Below are 24,152 nucleotides of genomic sequence, written 5' to 3'. Positions count from 1 at the left end.
GGCTATTGGAGAATCGTCGTGGTAATCGTTCGCTCGCGCGGGCCGCACAGTTCGAAGAACATGACCTCCTCCCAGGTCCCGAGGTCGAGCTCCCCGTCGCGGAGGACGAGAAGGACCGGCCGCTTGATCATCGCGGAGATGAGGTGCGCGTGGGCGTTCGGCTGCTCGCCCGCGGTGATGTGGTCGAGGTCGTGGTAGTAGCCCTCGTCCGGGGGGGCTATCTCCTTGAACTTGTCAATCATGTCGTCGAGGAGCTTCTCTTCGTACTCGTTGGTCGAGAGCGCCGCAGACGTGTGCGGCGTCGACACGTACACGAGTCCATCGGTCACGCCGAGGTCCTCGATGGTCGCTTCCACCTCGGGAGTGACGCTCAGAATCTCGAACCTGCTGTGGCTCTCGATGGAGAAGCTCTCTGTCTGTATCTCCATACTCCGTAGCTCAGAGAGTGAGCGTAAATAGTTTTTGCCGCCCTGTCCCCGAATACGCCACAGCGACCCTATTTCCCCCGATTTCCAGCGCTGACAGTTTTACGTCCGCCGTTCGAACGGTGTCGCCGGTCCGTCCCACCGTCGCTCCGAGCCGAACAATCGTTCTACTGAGTAGAACAAACTATTTAGGACCGTCTCGACGACACACAGTCATGACAGAGAACGCGCCCCACCGGGTCGAAACGAGTCGGAAGACGATTCAGATTCTCGACGCGCTTCGAGAACACGGGTCGAGCAGCGTGACGTTCATCGCGCGGGAACTCGAAATGAACAAGAGCACGGTCCACAACCACCTCAGCACGCTCGAAGCCGAGAAGTTCGTCGTCCGCAACGGGACCGATTACGAACTCAGTCTCCGCCTGCTCGGGTTCGGAGGGTACGTACAGCACCGCCACCCGCTGTATCAGGTGGCGAAGCGCGAGGTCCACCGATTGGCGTCCCAGACCGGCGAGCTGGCGAACCTGATGGTCGAGGAGTACGGACAGGGCGTCTACCTCGCCTCCGAACAGGGCGAGCAGGCGGTCGATTTGGACATCTACCCCGGTCTCAGACGGCCGCTACACGCCATCGGCCTCGGAAAGGCGATACTGGCGCACCTCCCGTCCGAGCGCGTCGACGAAATCGTCGAGGAACACGGCCTTCCCGCGGAGACCGACCAGACCATCACCGACAGAGCGGAACTCGACGCGCAGTTGGCGACGGTCCGTGACCGCGGCTACGCCGTCGACAACGAGGAACTCATCCGAGGACTCCGGTGCGTCGGTGCGCCCATCATCGCGAAAGACGGGACCGTGCTGGGTGCAATCAGCGTCTCACAACCCGTCAGCCGCACGAACAGCGAACACTTCACCGACGAGGTTCCCGATATCGTTCAGAGCGCCGCGAACGTCATCGAACTTCACGCGAACCACTGAAGATTACGGACCTATATCTGTAATCTACATCTTGGCGACCGCTGCCCGTCTGCGGGGGGCTTCGTCCACACAGTTCATCTGAAGTGAACGACCGTTCCCAGATATAGAATACTATGGTGGCCGCCGGAGATTGGCGTTTGTCCGCTAACTGCACCGAACGTCGTCAATTATCGTGAAATAGCGGCGTCTTCGCTTCGTCTGTCAATCGAACGCGATTCCAGGCCCACCATGTGACAATCGTTACCAATCGAACGTCGTTGCGGCCGACCGGCCGGACTGCGCCCTCGCGCGCTCGTTGGGGTACCATCCTCGGAAGGATTTAATTGCATCCTGTGTGACGGCGTGGTATGGAGAGCCCGCAACTGGTCGGCGTTCATCTCGGTACCGCGAGCGTGCATGTCGATGTGTACAGCACCGACGGCGAACGACTCGCCGGCGGCGAGGCACCCGTGGCCGAGCAGACGACGCTCGCGTGGGAGCGAGCGCTCCACGAAGCGGCGCCGGCGCTCCCGCAGACCGGCATCGGCTCGGTCGCGAGTACGTCGGGGACCGCCGTGCTCGTCGATAAGTACGGCGAGCCGGTGTTTCCCCCGCAGATGTACTTCGATTCCGCGCCCGAACAGGCGTCGAAGCTCCAGGACCTCGACCTCTCCGACCTCTCGATTAACCAGAACATCGCGTTTTCTCCGACCAGTCCGCTTCCGAAGATTCTGAAGCTGCGGGCGGAGTATCCCGACAAGTTCCAGACGGTCGAGTGGATTCTCAGCCCGACGACGTGGCTGTTGTACCGGCTCCGGTTCGACGCGTCGACGCCGTGGCGCGATATCGAGACCGACTGGACGAACGCGCTGAAGTTCGGTGCCGACGTGACGACGCCCCTGCCCACGTGGTTCGAGTCGCTGTTCGAGACGCTCGACCTGCCTCGGTCGCTCTTTCCGGCGATTCGACCACCCGGCTCGTTCATCGGCGTCGCCGACGGCCAGTTGGCCGAGCGGACCGGCTTCGACGGCATCAAACTCTTTCAGGGGCTCACTGACGGCAATGCCTCGGTGCTGGCGAACGGCGGCGTCAAACCCGGGGACTTCAGCATCACCTTCGGCGCCTCGAGCGTCGTCAAGTACGTCTCGGAGTCCGTCTCGCCGCACCCGGCGCTGTACTACCACCGTCACCCTATCGACGGCTACCTGCCCGGCGCGTCGTTCGACACCGGCAACCTCCTTCGGTGGTTCTTCGACCGCGTCCTCAACTGCACGCCGGAGCGCGGGCTCGAACTCGCCCGGCAAGTCCCGAGTGGCCACGGCTACGAGGTGTTCCTCAAGGGCAACCGAAGCCCGTTTTTCGACGCCGACGTCGCGGGGTCGCTCCTCGGCCTCAACTACGACAACTCCCTGTCGACCGAGGAGGTCCACGGCCGACTGGCGCGCGGGCTCATCACCGGCATCATCCTGACCGAGTGGACGTACATCTCGCTGGTCGAAGAGCACTTCGACACCGACATCGACCGCGTGCTCGTCATCAACGACGGGACGCCGACGCTCGACGGCAACTACGACTGGTGGAACACGCTCCGGGCGTCGATATGGGACCGCCCGGTCGTCGAGATGGAGCCGCGGACGACTGCCGGCGCGGTCATGGCTCCCGCGCTCATCACGTCGATTTACAGCGACGTCGAGACGGCGGCGGAAAACCTCCTCCGGGAGCGCGACGTTATCGAACCGGACCCGTCGGTCGGCGCGGACTTCGATACCCAGAAAGAGACGTACTTCGACCGCTGGCGGGACATCGCGGAGTTCTATCAACGGGAGTGACCCCGACCGCGACGGCGTAGCCCGCCGACTGGACGACAATCGGCCGCGTCGGTGGCACGGACGCGGGAACCGTAGACGACCACGTCGCACGCGTGCCGATGCGATCGAGCGCGTTCTGCGTTTCGTGACCTGACTCCCGGAGTGTTACAAGCGTATATCTGTAATCTATGCTGTCCATCGCGCATCCGAGCGAAGCACGTGACCGCCCGGTCCGAAACGGTTTCCAACCCACATGGAAAGTGATGCACACCGACCCCGACCAGCGGCGACCATTCCAACCGGCGTTGCGGTTCCGCTGGTCGCCCGCTCGCCGCCGAGCCACTCCAACGACGCTCAAAACGTGCGCTCGCGCGGTTATCGCGGACCAAGTCCCCGCGCAGTGCACCCGACACGTCTAGTGCTTTCACCCGGAGTGGAAACGCAAGCATCGACCCAAAACGCTCGTAATCGTGGCATTACAACGCAGAGGACGCCGGAGATGTCCACTTGTCGCACACAGAGGCGGACGTTCAGAAAGCGGTTCCCCGCGTGCAACGGTTCCGTTTCGAGGCGGAGACGCAGAGCCCTCCGCCGAACGGTGGCCGGCGAGACAGCCGACAACCCGTCCCAGGGTCACGTTCTCGACCAGCGTTCGATTCAGCAGTCGCGACCGTGCTAACCCACGCCCCAAACCCAAATATTTAATCAGGGTGGAAATAGTGTGTTATCGTATGGCAACCAACGAACCACGAACGCTTGAGGCGGTTGAGCGGACCCTCGAACTCGTCGAGGCGCTGGTGGAGGAGGACTCGCTGGGGGTAACGGAACTGTCGGAGCGAACCGGACTTCCGACGAGCACCGTCTACGTCCACCTACAGACGCTCCGAGAGAACGATTACGTCGTCAAGGAGGGCAGCAAGTACCGACTCTCGCTTCAGTTCCTCCACTACGGGGGCAAGATCAGAGAGCGGCTTCCGGTCTACCGACACGGGCGAAAGGTCGTCCACGACCTGGCGAAAGAGACCGGTGAACTGGTCAATCTCGCAATCGAGGAGAACGGTCGCGGCGTCGTGATATTCATGGCGCGCGGCGACAACGCCGCCGTCGACCTCGCGCCCGTGGGGAAGCACTCGTACCTCCATCGACCGGCATTCGGGCGGGCCATCCTCTCGTGTTTCTCGGACGACGAGGTGAACGACATCGTCGACAAGTGGGGGCTTCGAGCGGTCACCGAAAACACCGTCCGCACGCGCGAGGCGCTCTTCGAGGAACTCGACGCCACGCGGGAACGCGGGTACGCTATCGAGCGAGACGAAGGCGACGTCGGCATCAGCTGTGTCGGCGCGCCGATTCAGGACATCGAGGGCAACCCCGTCGGCGCGATCAGCGTGACCGTCCCGTCGAACAAGCTCCGGGACGACCGCGTCGAAGAGGAACTCTCACACAAGATCCTCAACGGGACCAACATCATCGAACTCAAGATAGAACACGCGTAACCGACGACACGATGTTTCCACGTCAGTTGGAAACGCCACCGAAACCACTCGACGGGTTCTCCGCGTTCGTCACGCTCGCTCGACGGCGACGCGGGCGGCGGTCCGAATCGCGTCGACCATGCTCGACTCGGATGCGATGCCCTGCCCCGCGATGTCGAACGCCGTGCCGTGGTCGACGCTCGTCCTGATAATCGGCAGTCCGACCGTCATGTTGACGCCGCTGACGGTGTCGGTACTGTCGAAGCCGAGCATCTTGATGGGGATGTGTCCCTGGTCGTGGTACATCGAGACGACGCAGTCGTAGTCGCCGGCGGCCGCCTTGACGTAGACGGTGTCCGGCGGAATGGGGCCTTCGGCGTCGATGCCCGCCTCGCAAGCCTGTTCGACCGCCGGTTCGATGGCGTCGTCGTCCTCCGTGCCGAGGAGTCCGCCCTCTCCGGCGTGGGGATTCAAGCCGGCGACGGCTATCGTCGGGTCGTCGATTCCCAGGTCGTGCAACCCCTGAGCGGTGACCGTGATGGTGTCGAGGACGTTCTCCGTCGTCACGAGGTCGCAGGCCTCGCGGAGCGGGACGTGCGTGCTCACGTGCGTGACGCGCAGTCCCCCCTCGATGAGCATCATCGAGTAGTTGTCCGTCTCGGTGTACGCCGCGAGCATTCCGGTGTGGCCCGCGAATTCGCTTCCGGCCCGTGCCGTCGCCTGCTTGTGAATCGGAGCCGTCGCGATGGCGTCGATGTCGCCTTCGATGGCGAGTTCGATGGCGCGTTCGATGTACTCCAGCGAGGCTCGTCCGTACGCTTCGTCGATTTCGCCGTGGGCGAGCGACGCGACGTTGTCGAGGTCGAGGACGGACAGCGTCGACGGGTCGACTCGAACGTCAGCGACGGTGTCAACCCCCTCGACGGTTAGGTCGCTCTCACACTGCGCTACCGCGTCCCGGACCACGTCTGCGTCACCGATGACGACGAGGTCCGCGTCGTCGGTCACCTGCGGTGCTGCTTTGACGATTATCTCGCTTCCGATACCACCGGGGTCTCCCATCGTCACGCCGACGAGGGGTCTCTCTCTTGCCGTCATCACCGCGTACCGATGAAGTCGAGGCAATTAACTATTGTCGTCGGGTCACCGAACGACCCCGCCTTGGTCACAAGCAACGTCTCGTCCGCCGGTCCGCCGCGAACTCTAGTGAGCGGAACCCCCTCCGCGAGTTCGATTCCCGTCAGGTCGAGCGACGTCACGTCGAGTTCGTCGAGCACCGCGATGGTCGTCGAGCCGCCGGTCGTGAACAGGCCGGTCAGCGGCCGCGACTCGTGGACTGTTCGGACGGTCGCGCGCAACGCCGCCGCGATTCGGTCTTTGACGGCGGCTTCGTCGAGTCCGAGCGCGTCCGCGGTCCGATTCACCGCATCGACGGCCTCGGGAGACGCGGCCGACGCGACGACAGCGAAGCCGTGGACGCACTGTGCGTCGAGAAGCAGCCCGAGCGCAGAGGCCGCGGCTTCTTCGGGGCGTTCGAGCATCGCCTCGGGGTCCAGCGCCACGAGCGCGTCGTCCGGGACTGCGGCGAGTTGCTCGAACGACGTCTCGCTGATGCTCCCAGCGACGCCGAGTACCGCACCCTCGCCCCCGCCCGAGGGTGAGAGCGATAGCGCCCCCGCGAGTCCGCCGCTCCCCGCGTAGGCCACGCCGGCGGTGAGTTGGTCGGCCCCCTCGGCGAGCAACCGAAGGTGCGTCTGAGATGTCGCGTCGGCGACGACGACGGTCGGCTCGTCGTGGCGTCCGTGTATCTCGGTGAGTCGCGACCGGACGGCCTGCCGTCCCGCGTCTACGATGTCCGTGTGCACCGTTTCGACGGGATACGGAACCGACGAGAGCAACTCTACGACGGATGACGTCGAGGGGAGGTTCTCCGAGTCGGTGAGCGTCCGGAGGACCGGTTTACCGTCGACCAGTTGGACGCCGCCTTCCGTCGTCCGTCCGTTCGCGGGGAACGCCGGCGCGAGCAACAGCAGGTCCGGTGTCGCGGCGTCGAGGAGCGCCGTCAGTTCGTCAGCGACGTTCCCCCGGAGCGTCGAGTCGAGTTTCTTGTACAGGACGGGCGCGTCGTGCGCTGTCACGGCGGTTCGAACCGAGTCGTACGCCTCCGTCGGCGGCGCTTCCCGCGTCTCCGTGTCGACGACGAGAACGTCACAGTCCGCCGGTGTGCTCGGGTCGAACACGACGTTCGTCCGATACCCCCGACTGGCGAACTGACTTCCGGTGTCGTTCGCTCCGGTGATGTCGTCTGCGATGACGACGGCATTCAAATCGGCCATACCGTCCGGTTCCGCCCCGCCCCCATGAATGTTCGGCCGTTCTGTGCCACATGTCAACAATAGTTAGAAATGTATTTACATTACAATCATGAAGCAGATTCCATGGCATCGAACGAATGCCGAGACAGCGAGAGGAGTGTCACCCGACGCAGGAACGTCCTGAGAGCCGTCGGCGGCTCAGCGGTCGCCGGGCTAGCGGGGTGTATCGGCGGCGGCGGCGGTGGCGGCTCAGGGTCGACGTCGACAGAAGGAAGCACGACCGGTTCGGTACAGGAAAACGGTTGGCCGGACTACAGCGGGCGCGAGATGCGCGTCGTCACCGACGAGTGTTCGGACGTGTTCAAGCGCGTCTGGGAGGACGCGTTCGCCGAGTTCGAAAACAAGACGGGCGCGTCCGTCACCCTCGAATGCGGCGCAGAGGGCCAGAGCATCCAAGAGCGTATCATTCAGCTCATTCAGTCCGGCAACCCGCCGGAGCTGTTCCCGACGTCGGTGACGCAGTCGACGCAACTCCAGAACCAGGGGACGCTCGCGCCGATGACCGACTTGGTCGAGACGGTCACGGACCGACTGGGTATGCCCCACGAGCGGTCGTTCCTCGAACGCGACGGCGAGCACTACACGATTCCCTTCTTCGCGATTCCGTACCTGCAGTGGTACCGAGAGGACGTCGCCGAGTCGACGCCGGACTCCTGGGAGAACATGCTCGGCTGGATGGAGGAAGCCAGCAACTCTGACGAGGTGACCGACGCGACGCTGCTCCCGTGGTCGACGCACTACTGTAGCGAACTCGTCGCTCAGTGCTTCCTCCGGAGTAACGGCGCGAACATGGCGACCCGGAACGACGACGGCGAGGTCGTGGTCTCTATCGACCAGGGAGAGAACCGCGAGCGCTGGATCGAGATGCTCGAATTCCGCAAACAGCTCCAGCCGTACACGGGACCCGGCTCGGACATCGGCTGCGAGGAGCGAATCAACGCGCTTCACACCGAGTCGTCGGCGCACACGACGTACGGCGGTGCGCGGCCGAAGATTCAGTCGATCGAACGCGACCGCGACTTCCACCAACACATCCGCGCCGAGCCGATTCCGGGCCCCGACGGCCCCGGGGAGTTCTTCGGCGTCATCAAGTCCATCTGCTCGTTCCAGGGGTCGAACACGGACATGGCGAAGACGTTCCTCGACCAGTTCATCTTCCAGCCGGAGTACTACGAGCGCTACATCAACATCCAGAACGCGCCGCTGTACCCGAAACAAAAAGAGGAGATCGACATGCGGGAGAAGCTCCCGGACTCCTACACCGACGAGGATATCGCGGCGTGGAAGTCCGTGACCGACGCGATTCCGCCGGCGCACGAGACCAGCCCACCGAACCCCTACGTCGATTCCATCTTCACGACGCGACCGGGGTCGACCGCCATCTCGCTCGTGATCAGCGAGGACATGGACCCAGGAGAGGCGGTCGACCAAGTCGCCGAGAGCGCCCGCGAGTCGCTGAAACAGGCGAAAGGGCCGTAACGACGCGTGAATCTCATCACAGACGCCGACGCCGGGGTCCGTCGTCTCGACGTGCCGAAGGCCCCGTAACCACGACAGCGGACCAGGTTACATTCCGAACGACACACCGATTCAAACACGATTCCAACAACAGATGACCAACGAACTTCACGGCGTAAACCCCCCGCTTATCACCCCGCTCGACGCTGACGGCCAACTGAAAGACGACGCGTTCAGAGACGAGATTCGCTACCATCTCGACGCCGGCGTTTCCGGCGTCGTCGTCGGCGGAAGCACCGGCGAAGGAATGCGGATGAGCAACGACCAGCTCCAGCACCTCTACGAGGTCGCGGTCGACGAAGTCGACGGCGCGGTTCCCGTGGTCGCGGGGGTCATCGCGCGGCAGACGCACGAGGCCACCACGAAAGCGGGACTCGCCCGCGATGCTGGCGCCGACTTCCTCATGGTGATGCCACCGACGGGGTACGCCGGCTCGCATATGGCTGACAACGACTCGATTCGCGACTACTATCGCGCGATTGCGGACGTCTCCGAGCTTCCGATCGTCATTTACGACGTCATGGCGTTGCTCGACCTCGACGCGGAACTCGTCGGCGACCTCGTCCGGGACATCCCGGAAGTCGCCGGCATCAAGGTCAGCAGCACGCTCGGCAACTTGACGCACTACCTCCGAGCCATCGGCGACGACGGCTTCGTGCTCGGCGGGATGAGCATCGCGCAGTTCCCGACGTACACGCTGGGCGTCAACGGCGGTATCGTGGGTATCAGCAGCGTCTGCCCGCGCGTCTCCGTCCAAATCTGGGAAGCCACGCAGCGCGGCGACTACGACCGCGCCCGCGAGCTTCACCTCTCTATCGTGCCGCTCATCCGCGCCGCGATGGAGGACTACGAGTCGAACTTCCCCGCCGGCGAAAAAGCCGCCATCGACGTCCTCGGGCGCGACGCGGGCCATCTCTTCCCCCCGTTCGACGAGGTGGCGAACAGCGACGAGAAACGCGCGGCGATCGAGCAGGCCGTCGCACACATGCACGAACGAGGAACCAGAGAAATGGTCCCCGCCGACGATTAGGGCGGTCCCGCGTCACGGACCAGTCTGCCATCCAACCGCGACGCAGACGCCGGTGCCGTCCTGCCTGCGACGACCCGGCGTACGGTCAGCGTCCCCTGCCGGCTTCCCTTCTGTATCACTCACGTACCGTTTCCGACGCGTGTCCGGTTCGGACCCCGATGCGCTCGTCACCTCGTGTGTCACGTCACTGCCGGTGACTCTCCCAGACGGTTCGTAAAATCCCGCTCTCGGGTCGGCGTTACCAGTCGACCCAGTCTCGGTCGGCGATTCGTAGCTCGCGGTCGATATCGTCGATGCGAGCGAGTTCCTCCGACGCGAGTTCGATGTCCGCGGCGTCGAGGTTTCCTCGGATGTGGTCTTCGCTCGACGCCTTCGGGATGGGGTGGACCCCGTCTTTCGAGAGCAGCCACGCGATGGCGACCTGCGCCTCGCTGAGCCCGTTCTCGCGGGCGATATCGGTTATCTCCGGAATCTCGAAGACCTCGCCGCGGGCGAGCGGTGAGTAGGCGACGACCTCGATATCGTGACCGCGACAGTACTCGATGAGCTCCGGTTGCGGGAGCAGCGGATGCAGTTCGACCTGATTGACGGCGATTGGAACGTCGCAGGCGGCCCGCGCCTCGTCGAGCAGGTCGGTGGTGAAGTTACTCACGCCGACGTTCCGAATCAGGCCCTCGTCCCGGAGTTCGGAAAACGCGCCGAGCGTGTCGGCGGGGTCGTAGTCCTTCGCCGGCCAGTGCACGTAGAGGACGTCGACGTAGTCCACGCCGAGGCGGTCGAGGCTCTCGGAGACCGCTTCGGGGACGCGGTCGGACGCGAGGTCGCCCGGCCAGAGCTTCGTCCCCAGCGTTATCTCCTCGCGGTCGACGTCCGCCCGTTCGATTCCGTCGCCCACGTAGGCCTCGTTGTCGTACAGTTGCGCCGTGTCGATGTGGCGGTAGCCCATCTCCAGCGCCGTTCGGACGCTCTCCGCACAGGCGTCCGGGTCGGTGTTCTGCCACGTTCCGAAGCCGACTCTCGGCTCTCCAAATACCATGGTCGTCAGTACGTTCTCGCATACTCCTACAATAATCTATGGGGGAGGATACGCCTTCGAGGGTCGCGCTCCGCCCGCTTTCGTCCCGTTCACCCGCTCCGACGACTGCGGTGATGGGAAGATTTTTACCGTTGGTTCATGAAGAATTGGCACGTTCCATGAGTACAATCAACAAGCATGGCTCTCGGGCTCGGGAACTACGAGACGAGGTGTTCGAGTTCCTCTCGAAAAAGAAGGTACTGGCCGCGCTGACGATTCTCCCGCCGATGTTGCTCTTCACGTTCGTGAATCTCGTTCCGATTGTCGGCGTCATCGGCGCGAGTTTCTTCAGCATCAACGCCTTCTCGAACGAGTGGCAGTGGATCGGCGTCGCCAACTTCGAGACGCTCTTGTCGAGCGATTCGTTTTACGATGCGCTCAGCCGGTCGGTCGTCTACGCGGGCGGCTCGGTCGTCATTCAGGTGGTCTTCGGCACCACCCTCGCGTTGCTACTCAACCGGTCGTTCAAGTTCGTCAACATCGCGCGGACGTTCGCGATTCTCCCGTATCTCATCCCGAACGCGGTCATCGGCTTCATGGCGCTCTGGATGCTGAACTCGCAGTGGGGAATCGTCAACCAACTCGCCGTCCAGATCGGCCTCATCCAAGGCTACGTGTCGTTCTTCGGAAGCCAGGAGTCGGCGATGCTCGCGGCGATTCTCACGAGTAGTTGGAAGGACTCCATCTTCGTCACGGTGATGGTGCTCGCTCGACTGCAGGCCATCCCGGAGAGCTTCTACGAAGCCGCGAAGATGTCCGGCGCGACGGCGTACCAGCGCTTCCGTGACATCACCTTACCGAACCTGAAGGGCGTGTTCTTCATCGTGCTGCTGCTGCGTGCGGTGTGGATGTTCAACACCTTCGACTACATCTGGGTCCTCACGCAGGGCGGCCCCCGCGGGGCGACGACGACCGCACCCATCTACGCGTACAACGTCGCCTTCGGGACGAGTCGGCTCGGTATCGCGGCGGCCGTCTCGACCGTGTTGTTCATCGTGTTGTTGGTCGCGGCGGTGTTGTACTTCCGCATCTTCGAACCGTCCGCGGAGGTGCGTGCAGAATGAGCATCCGAAACGACATCGGGCAGAAGTGGTCGAGCGTCAAGCAGCGGACCGTCGACAAGCCGTGGAACCCGTTGACGCACCTCTCGCACCAGGGTCGGTCGAGAGGGTGGAACCTGCTTTTGAACGCCCTGTTGGTGCTGCTGCTGTTCGTCGTCATCTTCCCGATCTTCTGGATGGTCAGCACGGCGCTGCGGCCGACCGACATGATCTACAACGTTCCGCAGACGCTGTTGCCGCAGGCCTTCTCTGTCGAGAACTTCGTCAACACGTTCGAGGGGACGAACTTCCCGACGTACTTCACGAACAGCATGATTCTCTCGGTCGGCGTCGTCGGCGTCACGACGTCGATGTCGACGCTCGCGGGCTACGGGCTCACGCGCATCGACATCCCGCACAAGAAGACGTTCGCGAGGATCATCCTCTTTGGGTACATGTTCCCGCAGATCCTCCTCGCGATTCCGATGTTCATCTTCTGGAGTCGCATCGGTCTCATCAACAGCCACCTCGGTCTCATCCTCGCGGTCACGGCGACGGCGCTTCCGTTCGGTATCTGGCTGATGTGGAAGTTCTTCCAGAACGTCCCCATCTCGTTGGAGGAGTCCGCCCAGATGGCGGGCGCGTCGCCGTTCCGCGCGTTCTACGAAATCGCACTTCCGATGGCGAAACCCGGCGTTATCGCGGTCGCCATCTTCTCGTACGCGACGGCGTGGGGCGCGTACACGATTCCCCGCATCATCATGCCGACCAGTGAGAACTGGCCGCTGACCGTCGGTATCCACATGTTCACGATTCAGAAACAGACGCTCTGGGGAGAGGTGATGGCCGCGAGCGTCATGATGGTGATTCCGGCGTTCATCTTCGTCTTCGCGCTCCAGAAGTACCTCCTCGAAGGGTTCGAAGTCGGCGGGCAGATGTGACGCTCGGCCGACCCCCCTCTCCGACGTAACCTCGATCTCTTCTCCTCTCGTTTCGAAACCGAGAATCTGCATCCACCGAAACGTATAATGGTAACGTCTCTCAATCTGTATGTGGTTGTCAATCATGACTATTGAGGTCAGCTCCCTGCGGAAAGAGTTCAGTTCGCCGTCCGGCACGATAACGGCCGTCGATGGCATCGACTTCAGCATCGACGAGGGTGATTTCTTCACGTTCGTCGGTCCCTCCGGGTGTGGGAAGACGACGACGCTCCGCTGTATCGCGGGGCTCGAAACGCCGACGAGCGGGAGCATCCGATTCGATGGCGAGGACATGACGGGGAAACCGGCTCACAAGCGGAACTTAGCGATGATGTTCCAGAACATCGCTCTCTACCCGCACATGAAGGTGAAAGAGAACATCTCCTACCCGCTGAAAGTCCGGAACGTTCCGAAGCAAGAGCGATACGAGAACGCCGAGGAAGCCGCGGACATCATGCAGATTCGCGAGTTGCTGGAGAAGTACCCCGGCGAACTCAGCGGTGGCCAGCAACAGCGAGCGGCCTTAGCGCGAACCATCGTCCACGAACCGGAAGCGTTCCTGATGGACGAGCCGCTGAGCGACCTCGACGCGAAGCTCAAAGTCGAGATTCGCAAGGAGATTCAGCGCGTCCACGACCGCGTGAAGAAGCCGACGATCTACGTGACCCACGACCAGGAGGAGGCGATGACGATGAGCGACCGTATCGCGGTGTTCAACGACGGCGGCATCGAGCAGATCGGGACGCCGGACGAACTCTACCAGCGGCCGACGAACCGGTTCGTGGCGAACTTCATCGGCAACCCGTCGATGAACTTCTTCGACGGCACCGTAGACCGCGCGAGCGGCGAGACGGTCGTCGTGTCGGTCGACGGCCGAGAGGTCGAGCTTCAGGTGGTCGATTCCACGGCGGTCGGCGTCGGCGACGAAGTCACGATTGGCGTCCGGCCCGAAGACGTCAGACTCGACCGGAACGGCGGTGATCTCGAAGGCGAAGTCACCCTCATCGAGCGGATCGGAAAGCAGATGCTGGCGACCATCGAGGGCCCGCAGGGCGAAGTCAGGGTGACGCTCCCGGCCGACAACTCCTACGAAAAAGGCGAGGTGATCCGCCTCGCCATCGAGGCTCGGGCGACGCATCTCTTCGATTCCGGCTCCGACGATGTCGTGACTCGCGGTCCGGACGTGTGACGAGGTGACCGATGAACTGGCTGCGTCACCGCGATTCGACCGTGCTCGACCGAGTCAGGAACCCAGCGTACACGGGTGACAATCGGTGTCTCCCCTGTACCGGCGTGAACGCCGTCTTCGCCGTCGCCCTCGCCGGAGTCGTCGCGTGGGTGGGGTCGCCGCTCTTGGGTGCTGTCGCACTCGCGGCGTCGGCCGCGGCCATCGGCCTCCGGGGGTATCTGATACCGGGGACACCGACGCTGACACAGCGGTACCTCCCCTCGCGGGCGATGGCGTATTTCGAACACGGGCCGGAACAGACGGCCGTCGATTCGCACCCGGAATCAGTCGACGTGACAGACGGCGACCGCGACAACGTCCTCGTCGAAAACGGCGTGCTTGTGCCGTGCGACGGCGGGGCCGATTTCTGTCTGACGGACGCCGTTCGTCGTGCGTGGACGGACGCAATCGACGCCATCGATGCCGACGTAGACACCGCGCTCTCGGAGTCCGCGCTCGTCGATGCCGAGCCGTCAGAGTTCGTCGTTGACGAATCGGCCGGCGACTTCGCCGTCTCCGTCGACGGGGCGCACGCCGGTCGGTGGCCCTCGCGCGAAGCGTTCCTCGCCGACGCGGCCGGTGCGGTTGCGTTGGCTGACGAACTCCCGGGCTGGCACGGGCTGTCTTCGAGAACGCGCGGCATCGCCCTCGGCGAACTTCGACTGTTCCTCGACCGCTGTCCGACCTGCGGCGGCGAACCCGATTTTCAGCATCGAACCGAAGAGACGTGCTGTCGGACGCGAACCGTCACGACGATGCGATGTGCGGACTGCGACGCCTCGTTCGTCGAAGTCGTCGGCGCGTGACCCGTTTCGCTACCGCCTGCGGTATCTTTAATATCCCCGCCCCAACTCTGTGAAACAGACGCATGCTAGCTTCACCCAAGAGAGTCGAGAGTGCCGAACACACCGTCGTCTACCACGGTGACGACGAGTTCTCGGCGTGGCCTTTCAACGGCGGGATGTGGAAGACCGATGACGGCGTGGTCGTCGCGTTCATCAACCACGACTGCGACTACTCGGTGCCGGAAAACCTCCACGACGCCAAGGTCGTTCGCTACGGGAGCGTCGTCTCCCCGACCGAGAACAAACAGAACCAGCTGAGCCACGCGCGCATCGAGACCTACGGCGCTATCCGTGCGATGCGAACCACCGACGGCGGCGACACGTGGACGGACGACGGCGTCATCTCGGATAACGTCGAGACCTCCGAACAGGTGCTCTACAACGAGATTCCGGACGTCGAACCCCACGACTTCTCGAACCGGGATACCCTCATGGCCTGTTGGTCGTCGCCGCATTCGGCCGCCTCGGACGCGGTTCCCTGGGTGAAACTGTCCGACGACGGTGGTGACTCCTGGAGCGACGCGAAGCGCCTCCCGATGTTCGACTTCGAGCGAATACAGGGCCGTCCGTCGTACATCACTCGCGAAGACGGCACGCTCCTGTTGATGCTGACGGGAAAAACGGCCACGGACCCCCACGACGTGCCGATCGTGTACGCGTCGTTCGATGGGGGACAGAACTGGTCGTTCCTGTCGCAGATCGACGGGAGCGAGAAGTACCGCATGCTGTGTCCCTCGCCGGTGCTGCTCGACGACGGGACGCTCGTCGCGGCCGTTCGGTGTAAAATCTCAGTCGACTGCGAGTGGACCGAGATCTACCGCTCGACCGACGACGGGCGCAACTGGTCGTTCGTCTCGCGCGTGAACGACCTCGGCGCACCGAGCAAACTCCTGGAGTACGACGGGTCGCTCGTGTGCATCTACGGCTACCGCCACCCGCCGTACGGCATCCGCGCCCGCGTCAGCCACGACGACGGTGCCACGTGGAGCCGAGAATGGATTCTCCGGGACGACGGCGCGAACTACGACCTCGGCTACCCGCGGGCGGCCGTGCTCGACGACGGGACCATCCTCGCCACGTACTATTTCAACAAACGCGGCGACGACGTCGCCGTCGACGGGGGTCCACGACACATCGCGGCCACCAGATTCGACCCGACAGAACTTCTCGCCGAGCGATGACCGCCCTGCGAACGACCTCGTAACCGCGCTTTTGCCACTAGCCGTGGCACCGTCTCGTCAGATGAGTCGCCGTTTCGATGTATCCCGACTAGTGGCTCGCTCGTCGTCCGCGGCGCAGTCCGCGGGAACTGCTATCGTCCCCGAGTAGGCATGCGACGAAAACACAGAAGACGTGATTTCGACAACAATGCATTGCTTTAAATATACAATATTGTTCCTGTGCTGACTCTCTATCTGATTTGGGGCAACGTTAATATCGAACCCAAATAGAATTTTATTATGATTCTAACCCGAATATTAACACATATTGTTTATATACCGACTATATCCGCTATCGCACGCGATTAGGTCCATTTAGTTAGTCGATTCGAATCGATGCGCCAGCCGATTTCCACGATGTGTTCTTGTCTATTTCACACTATATCGTTCGATGCTATCGGGAAATCGACTTCGCCATACGCTACCTGTGGTAGCTCGAAGCGAACGCTATCCACCCGGTCGCGCGCGACGGTCCCCGGCGGCTACCGAGGCGAGAGAGCCCCCGCTACGTGCGGTCGAACTCGTCGTCTATCATCGCCAGCGTCCCGCCGGAGTTGAAAAGCAGGCGGCTCACGACCACCCACGTCGGCACCGCGAGGACGACCAGCGCGACGGTGCTCGCCACGGGCGACAGCGGCGGCAACAGCCCGCGGTAGAACCACACGATGGCGAACGTCAGGACGATGCGAAGCATCGGTTTGACGGCGACGTTCATCTGTCGTCGTCGCCCCGGCCGTCGGTCACGAGCGTCGGTTCGGCGTCGAAGTTCTCGATGCTGAACCGCTCGTCGACGTCCTGCGCGGCGCTCGGGACGCCCGCGCCGGTCTCGAACTCGTCGACGTGGATGCAGGCGGCCTTGTGGCCGCCGGTCGCGCCCGCCACGTCGTCGAGCGTCGGATCGACCGACGCGCACTCTTCTGTCGCCTCGGGGCACCGCGGGTTGAACGAACAGCCCGACGGCGGGTCGAGCGGCGAGGGGACCTCGCCTTCGAGCACCTGTCGCTGCCGCGCGAGCTCCGGCACCGGCTGCGGAATCGCCCCCAACAGCGCCCGCGTGTAGGGGTGTTGGGGGTTCGAGAACAGCTCGTCGGCGTCCGCGAGTTCGACGATTTCGCCGAGGTACATCACGGCGACGCGGTCGCAGACGTGGCGAATCACGCTGAGGTCGTGAGCGATGAACAGAAGCGTCAGGTCGAACTCCTCCTGCAGGTCGTCGAGGAGGTTGAGAATCTGCGCCTGAATCGACACGTCGAGCGCGGAGACGGGCTCGTCGGCGACGATGAAGTCGGGGTCGACAGCGAGCGCGCGGGCGATGCCGACGCGCTGGCGCTGGCCGCCGGAGAACTCGTGGGGGTAGCGGTTGGAGTACTGCGGCGGCAGGCCGACCGTCTCCATGAGTTCGTCCACGCGGGCGTCGCGTTCGCCCTCGTAGAGGCCGTGAATCTCCATCGGCTGTTTGATTATCTGGCCGACGGTCTTCCGGCGGTTGAGACTCGACGCGGGGTCCTGGAAGACGATTTGGATGCGCTTTCGCATCTCCGTCATCTCCCGGTCCGACAGCGCCGTCAGGTCCGTGCCGTCGTAGCTGACCGTCCCCTCCGTGGGCTCGTCCAGTCGGAGGACCGACCGCGCCGTCGTCGACTTGCCGGAGCCCGACTCGCCGACGAGTCCGAGCGTCTCGCCGCGCTCGATGTCGAAGCTGACGCCGTTGACGGCCTTCACCGTCTCGTCGGCTCCGAGCAGGCGGTCGATGAAGCCGTCGTTCTGCGTGAAGTGCTTGTGGAGCCCCGAGACGGACAACAGCGGCTCGTCGCTCATTGCGACTCACCTCCGTCGGTCGCGGGGGCCGTGGGGCGTCCGCCGTCCGCCTCCGCGCGCTCCGTCTCGATGGCCGACGGCGAGAGGTCGTAGCCGCGGGCGTGGAGACACGCCGCCTCCCGGCCGGGTTCGACCGCCCGCAGTTCGGGGTCGTACGACTCGCACTCGGCGGTCGCGTGGGGACACCGTGGATGGAACGAACAGCCCGACGGCAGGTCGGTGAGGTTCGGCACGTCGCCCTCGACGGGCGTCAGCCGGTCGGTGTCGTCGGTGAGCCGCGGAATCGACCGCATGAGGCCGCGGGTGTAGGGATGCCGCGGGTTCTCGAAGAGGTCGTCCACGCCGGCGCGCTCGACGACCCGGCCGCCGTAGGCGACGGCGACGCGGTCGCAGGTCCCGGCGACGACGCCGAGGTCGTGCGTGATGAGGATGATGCTCATCCCGTACTTCTCCTGCAGTCTGTCGAGGACGTTGAATATCTGCGTCTCGATGGTCACGTCGAGCGCCGTCGTCGGCTCGTCGGCGATGAGCACGTCCGGTTCGCAGGAGATGGCCATCGCCAGCAGCGCGCGCTGACGCATCCCGCCGGAGAACTGGTGGGGGTAGTTGTCCACGCGCGAGGTCGGTTCGGGGATGCCCACGTCGGCCATGAGTTCGATGGTCCGCTCGCGGGCCGCCGCGTCCGACACGTCCTGATGGGTCTTGATGACCCGGCTGATCTGGTCGCCGACGGTGAACACGGGGTTGAGGCTCGTCATCGGGTCCTGAAACATCATCGCGATGTCGTTGCCCCGAATCGACCGCATTTCGGCCTCGCTTTTTTCGAGCAGGTCGTCGCCGCGGTAGCGGACGCTCCCGCCCTCGATGCGACCGGGGGAGTCGACGAGTTGGAGCATCGACAGCGCGGTCACGGACTTGCCGGAGCCCGACTCGCCGACGATGCCCAGCGTCTCGCCCTCGTAGAGGTCGAACGACGAGCCGTCGACGGCCTTGACGGTTCCCTCGTCGGTGTAGAATCGCGTGACGAGGTCGCGGATTTCGAGCACGGGCTGTTCGTCCGGTTCGGCGCTCATCGCTCGCCTCCGTCGTTGCGGGGGTCGAGCGCGTCGCGCAGGCCGTCGCCGAGCAGGTTGAACCCGAGGATGGTGACGACGATGACGAGGCCGGGGAACACCGAGTACCACCACTCGCCGCTGTAGAGGTAGCCGCGGGCGTTCGACAGCATCAGCCCGAGGCTCGCGTTCGGCGGTTGGATGCCGAGCCCGAGGAACGACAGCGCGGCGCTGGCGAGGACGGCCGTCCCCATGTAGAGCGTCCCCTGGACCACGACGGTCGGCAGGGTGTTGACGGCGATGTCCTTCACGAGGATGTGTCGGTCGCTCGCGCCGAGGGACTTCGCGGCGTCGATGTAGTCCTCTTCCATCTCCTTGAGGACTGAGCCGCGCATGACGCGCGCGAAACTCGGGATGTAGACGACGCCGATGACGGCGATGACTTTCACGATGTTCGGGAGGGTGAACGAGCCGTACTCCGTGCTTCCCACCCCGAGGACGCCGAGCACCGCGATGGCGAGGATGAGACTCGGGAAGGAAAACAGGATGTCCATGAAGCGCATGATGATCTCGTCGACCCACGTGTTGCGGTAGTAGCCGGCGATTGCGCCGGCGGTCACGCCGAGCGCCATCGCGAAGCCGACGACGCCGAGCGAGACGGTCATCAGCGTCCGCAACCCGTAGATGATGCGCGAGAGGATGTCCCGGCCGTGGTGGTCGGTGCCGAGGTAGGCCGTCGTCGTGCCGACGACCTCGCCGGCGTCGTTCTCGACGAGCATCTCGGTGCCCATCGGCATCGGGTTGTGTTCGCCGTCCGGTGCCTCGAACTGCGTCGTCGGGTCGTGGGGGGCGAGAAACGGCGCGAACAGCGCGGTCAGGAGCATCGTGAGGATGATCGCGCTCCCCACGAGCGAGAGGGTGTTCCGGCGGAACTCCTTCCAGAACATCTCGAACTGACTGTGGTGCGTGCCGGGGGCTTGCGCGGCCGGCACCGCCTCGTCCGTCTGGTCTGTCGTTGCCATGTTAGTTTCCATCGTGTCTGATGCGGGGGTCGAGGTAGGCGTACAGCACGTCCACCGCGAGGTTCGCGAAGACGAACACGCTCGCGATGAACAGGATGAGCGCCTGGATGATGCGGTAGTCGCGACGGTCGATGGCCAGTATCAGGAGCTTCCCGATACCGGGGAGGTTGAACACCGTCTCGGTCAGAATCGCGCCGTTCATGAGTTGGCCGAGTCCGACGCCGATGACCGTCACGACGGGGATGAGCGCGTTCTTCGAGGCGTCCTTGAGGACGATTTCGCGCGCGCCGATGCCCATCGCGCGGGCGGTCTTGACGTAGTCCTGACTGAGCGTGTCCAGCATCTCCGAGCGCATCATCCGGGCGATGAGCGCGGAGTAGGCCGTCCCGAGCGTGATGACCGGGAGGAACAACTGCTGGAGGTTCGCCACCGGGTCGACCCACGGCGGCGTCCAGCCGCCGGTCGCCCACGGGAACGAAAACTGCACCGCGAAGATCATGATGAGGATGATGCCCAGCCAGAAGTCGGGAATCGAGATGCCCGACAGCGCGGCGATGCGCGCGGCGTGGTCAGCGGGCTTGTCCTTGCGGACGGCGCTGATGATGCCCGCCGGGATGGCGATGAGCACGGCCGTAATCATGCTGAGAATCGACAGCTCGACCGTCAGCGGGATGCGCTCGACGATGATGTCGGTCACGGGCGTCCCCTGTTGGACCGTCCACGACACGCCGAAGTCGCCCTGCAGTGCGTCCAGCACCCACATACCGTACTGGACGTACAGCGGGCGGTTGAGCCCCATCTCCAGGCGAATCTGTCTGACGAGCTCTTCGTTGCTGAGCGGGCCGAGCATCACCCGGACCGGCCCGCCCGGCGCGAGGTGAACGAGTGCGAAGACGACGACGCTCACCCCGAGGAGGACGGGAATGCTCAACAGCAGGCGCTTGAGGACGAACCGGGACATGCTCACGGCTGAGTCACCTCCTCGGTCGCCGCCGGCGGTCGACGAGTCCGACGCGAACGCGTGTGCATCGGCTCCTCACTCACCCTTCGAGACGAAGCGGTAGTTGTCTTGGAACGTGCCCACCTCGTAGTCGTTGACGGCGTTGCGCCACGCTTCGAGTTTGTTCACGTAGGCGATGTCGATCTGGATGCCGTGTTCGACGAGGTACTCCTCCAGTTCCCAGACGATTTCCTTCTGTTCCTGTTCGTCCGTCGACGCCTGCGCCTCGCGGAGCTTCGAGACGTACCACTCGTGGCCGTTCGAGAAGTCGCCCTCGACGTCTTCGGGCGCGTCGGGGCCGCTCGGCGCGTAGATGTCTTCGAGGTCCTCGGACGGGTGGTGCCAGTTGTTGTGGTTGTGGTTGTTGTCGGCGTAGCCGGCGTCGAGCCACGACGTGGCGACCGGAATCGACTGCGCCCAGTCCTCCATCGCGGCGTGCCACGAATCGGTGCTGTACACCTGATTGAGGAGCGTGGACTTGTCGACGGCGGTGACGCTGGCCTCGATGCCGATTTTCGACAGCTGGTTCTGGATGACGACGGCCTCGTCTTTGAACCACGACCCCTTGGTGGCGATGATGTCCATCTCGAAGCCGTCGGGGTTGCCCGCGAGTTCGAGTTCTTTCTTGGCCTTCTCGGGGTCGTACATCTGCATCTCCTTGAGCTTCGGCGAGGTCCAGTCGCTTTCAGGGTACCACGGTCCCTTCTGGACCGCACCCTGCCCGTAGAACACCTCGTCGAGAATCTCCTCGCGGTCGATGCCGAACAGCACCGCGCGGCGGTTGTGCCGGTTGCTCATCGGGTTCCCCTCGGATTCCATCAGGTTCACGTACAGCACCTGCGTGAAGTTGCCGGGGACGGACTCGGTCGTGATGTCCGGCTGGCCGCTGAGGCTCTCGAAGTCCTTCGGGGGGACCTTGTCGGTCAGGTCGAGTTGGCCCGAACGGAGGTTCGCGAGGCGCGTGGAGTCTTCGCCGATGAAGTCGAACCTGAACTCGTCGACGGCGGGCGCGCCGTCCTTCCAGTAGTCCTCGTTCTTTTCGAGGAGGACGTGACTGCCGCTTTTCCACTCGACGAATTTGAACGCGCCGGTGCCCGCGCCGGAGGGGTCCTGCGTGAGGTCGGTCGCGAGGCCGCTCGGACCTTTGCCCTCCGCGGTGTCGCCGCGGGAGCCCTCGGGGACGATGCCTTCGAGCCCGCGCGTGAGCCACCAGTTGAGCGTCCCGAACGGCTGGGAGAGGTTGAGCCGGAGCGTCCGGTCGCTGACGATTTCGGTGTCCTCGACGAACGGGAGGCGACTCTTGACCGGCGAGTTGTTGTCGGGGTTGAGAATCCAGTCGACGGAGTACTTGAAGTCCTCGACGGTCACCTCGTCGCCGTTGTGGAACGTGATACCCTCGCGGAGCGTGTACTCGAACGCGGTCCCGCCGTCGACGGGGTCGGGAACCTCGGTCACGAGTCCGGGCTGGAGTTCGGAGTCGGGCGTCAGCTCGATGACCTCGTCGTAGATGAGGCCGCCGATGGTGCTGGTCGCGGTGTCCGTCCAGAGCGCGGGGTCGAAGTTCCACGGCTCCGCGGCGAGCGCGACGTTGACGCGGACGGTCTCCCCCGAGTCGCCCGACGAACTGCTCTCGGTGCTTCCACCGCTCGTTTCGGTCCCGTCGGAGCCACCGGAGCCACCGGAGTCACCGCCGGTGCAGCCCGCGAACGCCGTCGCGCCGACCGCACTCGCGGCCGCGATAAATTGCCGTCTGTCCATGTTTACCTCGGTAATGTTGTCGTCTGCCATTGTTTTCTGGAGCTACGTACACACCCTTGTAGCGGTACGCGTGATACCTTAGCTCATGAAACACCGTTATTTATATCTTTGCCAAACTCTCACAATCTTGGCACTATTTCTCACTATGGTCCGGTCGAGTTCGTTGTGCTACCGCTTCCCAAACAGTTTAACGGGGTGGTTGCAATGTCGGGGGCATGGCGTACGCCAGCACGCTCTCCCTGCGAGAGTTACGACAGGACCTTCACGCCCATCCGGAGTCCGGGTGGAAGGAGTTCCGCACGACCGCACTCATCGCCGCCGCGCTCGACGAGCGCGAGTTCACGCTCCACCTCGGTTCCGACGCCGTCGCCGAAGACGAGCGCCTCGGAGTCCCCGACGACGACGCGGTCGCGGCCGCAGTCGAACGAGCACGCGAAGAAGGCGCACCCGAGGCCTACCTCGACCGGATGGACGGCGTCACGGGTCTCGTCGCCGAGAAGCGGTTCGGCGACGGGCCGACCGTCGGCGTCCGCGTCGACATGGACGCCCTCGAACGCACCGAGTCGAGCGACGAGGCACACCGCCCCGCGAAGGTCGGCTTCGCGAGCACGCACCCCAACGAGATGCACGCGTGCGGCCACGACGGCCACACCGCCATCGGCCTCGGCATCGCCCGCGACATCGACGACGACGGCGGGTTCGACGGCACGCTCCGGCTGTTCTTCCAGCCCGCGGAAGAGGGCGGGCGCGGCGGCAAGCCGATGAGCGAGACCGACCTGCTTTCCGACATCGACTACTTCCTCGCGCTCCACCTCGGCCTCGGCAACCCCACGGGGACCGTCATCGCCGCCTACGAGAACCCGCTTTCGAACGCGAAGCTCGACGTGACCTTCGAGGGCGCGCCGAGCCACGCGGGCAACGCGCCCAACGAGGGGCGCAACGCGCTGCACGCGGCGACCGCCGCGGTCCAGAACCTCTACGGGATTCCGCGCCACGCCGACGGCGCGACCCGCATCAACGTCGGGAAGTTCGAGTCGCCCAACCCCCAGAACATCATCGCCGAGGAGGCGCGCCTCCGCGTCGAGGTTCGCGGCGGGACCGCCGAGTTGAACGAGTACATGCTCGACAAGGCCCGGCGCGTGCTCGACCACGCCGCGGGCATGCACGACGTGTCCGTCGAGACGGGGCTGTACGGGAAGACGGCGACGTTCACGGCCGACGACGAGATGATAGAGGCCGTCCTCGCGTCGGCGGCCGACCTCGACGACGTGACCGAGACGGTCCCGCGACTCGACATCGGCGGCAGCGAAGACGCCTCCTACCTCATCCGGCGCGTGCAGGAACACGGCGGGAAGGCGACCTACGTCGGCATCGGCGCGAGCAACGAGTTCGGCCACCACACCTCGCGGTTCGACATCGACGAGGACGCCCTCGACATCGGCGTCGACGTTGTGTGTCGGACGATTCGAACGCTCTAACGCGGCGACTCGACCCGGCTGTTCGACCCCGACCAGCCGCGCGTCTCGC

The 24,152-nt window shown here is 64.2% G+C and carries 21 protein-coding genes; 11 read left to right on the top strand and 10 right to left on the bottom strand.

Annotated elements, in window-relative coordinates; genetic code table 11:
• Positions 1-2: 2 nt before the first annotated feature.
• Positions 3-428 (bottom strand): secondary thiamine-phosphate synthase enzyme YjbQ, encoded by a 426-nt coding sequence (locus BN996_RS00610; RefSeq protein WP_004967184.1) that lies wholly within the window; start codon positions 426-428, stop codon positions 3-5.
• Between the two features lie 212 nt (positions 429-640).
• On the opposite strand from BN996_RS00610, the gene BN996_RS00605 reads away from it, so the two are divergent.
• From BN996_RS00605 to BN996_RS00595, 3 genes are all read left to right on the top strand, one after another.
• Complete coding sequence (locus tag BN996_RS00605; RefSeq protein WP_042666446.1) at positions 641-1,402, top strand: IclR family transcriptional regulator; 762 nt, start codon at positions 641-643, stop codon at positions 1,400-1,402.
• A 347-nt stretch (positions 1,403-1,749) separates the two neighbouring features.
• On the top strand, positions 1,750-3,210 hold the full coding sequence (locus tag BN996_RS00600) for an FGGY family carbohydrate kinase (RefSeq protein ID WP_089776732.1): 1,461 nt from the start codon (positions 1,750-1,752) through the stop codon (positions 3,208-3,210).
• A 710-nt stretch (positions 3,211-3,920) separates the two neighbouring features.
• Entirely contained in the window at positions 3,921-4,685 is a 765-nt protein-coding gene (locus BN996_RS00595) for an IclR family transcriptional regulator (RefSeq protein ID WP_042666443.1), read from the top strand.
• A 69-nt stretch (positions 4,686-4,754) separates the two neighbouring features.
• Here the strand turns inward: BN996_RS00595 and pdxA are convergent, their stop codons facing one another.
• Together pdxA and BN996_RS00585 are read right to left on the bottom strand one after the other, a co-directional pair.
• Positions 4,755-5,762, bottom strand: a complete 1,008-nt coding sequence (gene pdxA / locus BN996_RS00590; RefSeq protein ID WP_089776731.1) for a 4-hydroxythreonine-4-phosphate dehydrogenase PdxA — start codon at positions 5,760-5,762, stop codon at positions 4,755-4,757.
• Positions 5,762-7,000, bottom strand: a complete 1,239-nt coding sequence (locus BN996_RS00585; protein ID WP_089776730.1) for a four-carbon acid sugar kinase family protein — start codon at positions 6,998-7,000, stop codon at positions 5,762-5,764. The genes pdxA and BN996_RS00585 overlap by 1 nt, the downstream gene beginning before the upstream one ends.
• A 102-nt stretch (positions 7,001-7,102) precedes the next feature.
• Between BN996_RS00585 and BN996_RS00580 the strand changes: the two genes are divergently transcribed.
• Both BN996_RS00580 and BN996_RS00575 read left to right on the top strand, forming a co-directional pair.
• Complete coding sequence (locus BN996_RS00580) at positions 7,103-8,518, top strand: ABC transporter substrate-binding protein (protein WP_226908655.1); 1,416 nt, start codon at positions 7,103-7,105, stop codon at positions 8,516-8,518.
• 133 nt (positions 8,519-8,651) lie between these two features.
• The gene (locus BN996_RS00575) at positions 8,652-9,587 is read left to right on the top strand and encodes a dihydrodipicolinate synthase family protein (RefSeq protein ID WP_089776728.1); all 936 of its coding nucleotides are present in this window, start codon (positions 8,652-8,654) and stop codon (positions 9,585-9,587) included.
• A gap of 238 nt (positions 9,588-9,825) precedes the next feature.
• On the opposite strand, the gene BN996_RS00570 is transcribed toward BN996_RS00575, so the two are convergent.
• Entirely contained in the window at positions 9,826-10,623 is a 798-nt protein-coding gene (locus tag BN996_RS00570) for an aldo/keto reductase (protein ID WP_089776727.1), read from the bottom strand.
• Between the two features lie 158 nt (positions 10,624-10,781).
• On the opposite strand from BN996_RS00570, the gene BN996_RS00565 reads away from it, so the two are divergent.
• From BN996_RS00565 to BN996_RS00545, 5 genes are all read left to right on the top strand, one after another.
• Entirely contained in the window at positions 10,782-11,726 is a 945-nt protein-coding gene (locus tag BN996_RS00565) for a carbohydrate ABC transporter permease (RefSeq protein ID WP_042666432.1), read from the top strand.
• The gene (locus tag BN996_RS00560) at positions 11,723-12,643 is read left to right on the top strand and encodes a carbohydrate ABC transporter permease (RefSeq protein WP_004967173.1); all 921 of its coding nucleotides are present in this window, start codon (positions 11,723-11,725) and stop codon (positions 12,641-12,643) included. The genes BN996_RS00565 and BN996_RS00560 overlap by 4 nt, the downstream gene beginning before the upstream one ends.
• 124 nt (positions 12,644-12,767) lie before the next feature.
• Positions 12,768-13,871, top strand: coding sequence for an ABC transporter ATP-binding protein (locus BN996_RS00555; protein WP_042666467.1), 1,104 nt, complete (start codon positions 12,768-12,770; stop codon positions 13,869-13,871).
• Between the two features lie 11 nt (positions 13,872-13,882).
• Complete coding sequence (locus BN996_RS00550) at positions 13,883-14,716, top strand: DUF8054 domain-containing protein (protein ID WP_226908654.1); 834 nt, start codon at positions 13,883-13,885, stop codon at positions 14,714-14,716.
• A gap of 62 nt (positions 14,717-14,778) precedes the next feature.
• A complete protein-coding gene (locus tag BN996_RS00545; protein WP_089776726.1) occupies positions 14,779-15,936 on the top strand; it encodes a sialidase family protein in 1,158 nt (385 codons plus the stop codon).
• A gap of 544 nt (positions 15,937-16,480) precedes the next feature.
• Here BN996_RS00545 and BN996_RS00540 read toward each other — a convergent pair.
• From BN996_RS00540 to BN996_RS00515, 6 genes are all read right to left on the bottom strand, one after another.
• Positions 16,481-16,690 (bottom strand): hypothetical protein, encoded by a 210-nt coding sequence (locus BN996_RS00540; protein WP_089776725.1) that lies wholly within the window; start codon positions 16,688-16,690, stop codon positions 16,481-16,483.
• Entirely contained in the window at positions 16,687-17,793 is a 1,107-nt protein-coding gene (locus tag BN996_RS00535) for an ABC transporter ATP-binding protein (protein ID WP_089776724.1), read from the bottom strand. The genes BN996_RS00540 and BN996_RS00535 overlap by 4 nt, the downstream gene beginning before the upstream one ends.
• Positions 17,790-18,866 carry an ABC transporter ATP-binding protein gene (locus tag BN996_RS00530; protein WP_089776723.1) on the bottom strand — a complete coding sequence of 359 codons (1,077 nt, stop codon included), beginning with the start codon at positions 18,864-18,866 and terminating at the stop codon, positions 17,790-17,792. Before BN996_RS00530 ends, BN996_RS00535 begins: the two co-directional genes overlap by 4 nt.
• A complete protein-coding gene (locus tag BN996_RS00525) occupies positions 18,863-19,867 on the bottom strand; it encodes an ABC transporter permease (protein WP_089776722.1) in 1,005 nt (334 codons plus the stop codon). The genes BN996_RS00530 and BN996_RS00525 overlap by 4 nt, the downstream gene beginning before the upstream one ends.
• 1 nt (position 19,868) lies before the next feature.
• Positions 19,869-20,828, bottom strand: coding sequence for an ABC transporter permease (locus tag BN996_RS00520; protein WP_007275956.1), 960 nt, complete (start codon positions 20,826-20,828; stop codon positions 19,869-19,871).
• A 75-nt stretch (positions 20,829-20,903) separates the two neighbouring features.
• On the bottom strand, positions 20,904-22,655 hold the full coding sequence (locus BN996_RS00515; RefSeq protein ID WP_089776721.1) for an ABC transporter substrate-binding protein: 1,752 nt from the start codon (positions 22,653-22,655) through the stop codon (positions 20,904-20,906).
• Between the two features lie 185 nt (positions 22,656-22,840).
• Between BN996_RS00515 and BN996_RS00510 the strand changes: the two genes are divergently transcribed.
• The gene (locus BN996_RS00510) at positions 22,841-24,103 is read left to right on the top strand and encodes an amidohydrolase (protein WP_089776720.1); all 1,263 of its coding nucleotides are present in this window, start codon (positions 22,841-22,843) and stop codon (positions 24,101-24,103) included.
• Positions 24,104-24,152: the final 49 nt, after the last annotated feature.

Origin of the sequence: Haloferax massiliensis (assembly GCF_001368915.1) — an archaeon.
Classification (GTDB): Archaea; Halobacteriota; Halobacteria; order Halobacteriales; family Haloferacaceae; genus Haloferax; species Haloferax massiliensis.
This window is presented reverse-complemented; position numbering and strand designations above follow the sequence as displayed.

Excerpts from the sequence above, each read along its gene's own strand:
- BN996_RS00610 (WP_004967184.1), bottom strand. The coding sequence starts at position 428 with ATGGAGATACAGACAGAGAGCTTCTCCATCGAGAGCCACAGCAGGTTC.
- BN996_RS00605 (WP_042666446.1), top strand. The coding sequence starts at position 641 with ATGACAGAGAACGCGCCCCACCGGGTCGAAACGAGTCGGAAGACGATT.
- BN996_RS00600 (WP_089776732.1), top strand. The coding sequence starts at position 1,750 with ATGGAGAGCCCGCAACTGGTCGGCGTTCATCTCGGTACCGCGAGCGTG.
- BN996_RS00595 (WP_042666443.1), top strand. The coding sequence starts at position 3,921 with ATGGCAACCAACGAACCACGAACGCTTGAGGCGGTTGAGCGGACCCTC.
- pdxA (WP_089776731.1), bottom strand. The coding sequence starts at position 5,762 with ATGACGGCAAGAGAGAGACCCCTCGTCGGCGTGACGATGGGAGACCCC.
- BN996_RS00585 (WP_089776730.1), bottom strand. The coding sequence starts at position 7,000 with ATGGCCGATTTGAATGCCGTCGTCATCGCAGACGACATCACCGGAGCG.
- BN996_RS00580 (WP_226908655.1), top strand. The coding sequence starts at position 7,103 with ATGGCATCGAACGAATGCCGAGACAGCGAGAGGAGTGTCACCCGACGC.
- BN996_RS00575 (WP_089776728.1), top strand. The coding sequence starts at position 8,652 with ATGACCAACGAACTTCACGGCGTAAACCCCCCGCTTATCACCCCGCTC.
- BN996_RS00570 (WP_089776727.1), bottom strand. The coding sequence starts at position 10,623 with ATGGTATTTGGAGAGCCGAGAGTCGGCTTCGGAACGTGGCAGAACACC.
- BN996_RS00565 (WP_042666432.1), top strand. The coding sequence starts at position 10,782 with ATGAGTACAATCAACAAGCATGGCTCTCGGGCTCGGGAACTACGAGAC.
- BN996_RS00560 (WP_004967173.1), top strand. The coding sequence starts at position 11,723 with ATGAGCATCCGAAACGACATCGGGCAGAAGTGGTCGAGCGTCAAGCAG.
- BN996_RS00555 (WP_042666467.1), top strand. The coding sequence starts at position 12,768 with ATGACTATTGAGGTCAGCTCCCTGCGGAAAGAGTTCAGTTCGCCGTCC.
- BN996_RS00550 (WP_226908654.1), top strand. The coding sequence starts at position 13,883 with ATGAACTGGCTGCGTCACCGCGATTCGACCGTGCTCGACCGAGTCAGG.
- BN996_RS00545 (WP_089776726.1), top strand. The coding sequence starts at position 14,779 with ATGCTAGCTTCACCCAAGAGAGTCGAGAGTGCCGAACACACCGTCGTC.
- BN996_RS00540 (WP_089776725.1), bottom strand. The coding sequence starts at position 16,690 with ATGAACGTCGCCGTCAAACCGATGCTTCGCATCGTCCTGACGTTCGCC.
- BN996_RS00535 (WP_089776724.1), bottom strand. The coding sequence starts at position 17,793 with ATGAGCGACGAGCCGCTGTTGTCCGTCTCGGGGCTCCACAAGCACTTC.
- BN996_RS00530 (WP_089776723.1), bottom strand. The coding sequence starts at position 18,866 with ATGAGCGCCGAACCGGACGAACAGCCCGTGCTCGAAATCCGCGACCTC.
- BN996_RS00525 (WP_089776722.1), bottom strand. The coding sequence starts at position 19,867 with ATGGCAACGACAGACCAGACGGACGAGGCGGTGCCGGCCGCGCAAGCC.
- BN996_RS00520 (WP_007275956.1), bottom strand. The coding sequence starts at position 20,828 with ATGTCCCGGTTCGTCCTCAAGCGCCTGCTGTTGAGCATTCCCGTCCTC.
- BN996_RS00515 (WP_089776721.1), bottom strand. The coding sequence starts at position 22,655 with ATGGCAGACGACAACATTACCGAGGTAAACATGGACAGACGGCAATTT.
- BN996_RS00510 (WP_089776720.1), top strand. The coding sequence starts at position 22,841 with ATGGCGTACGCCAGCACGCTCTCCCTGCGAGAGTTACGACAGGACCTT.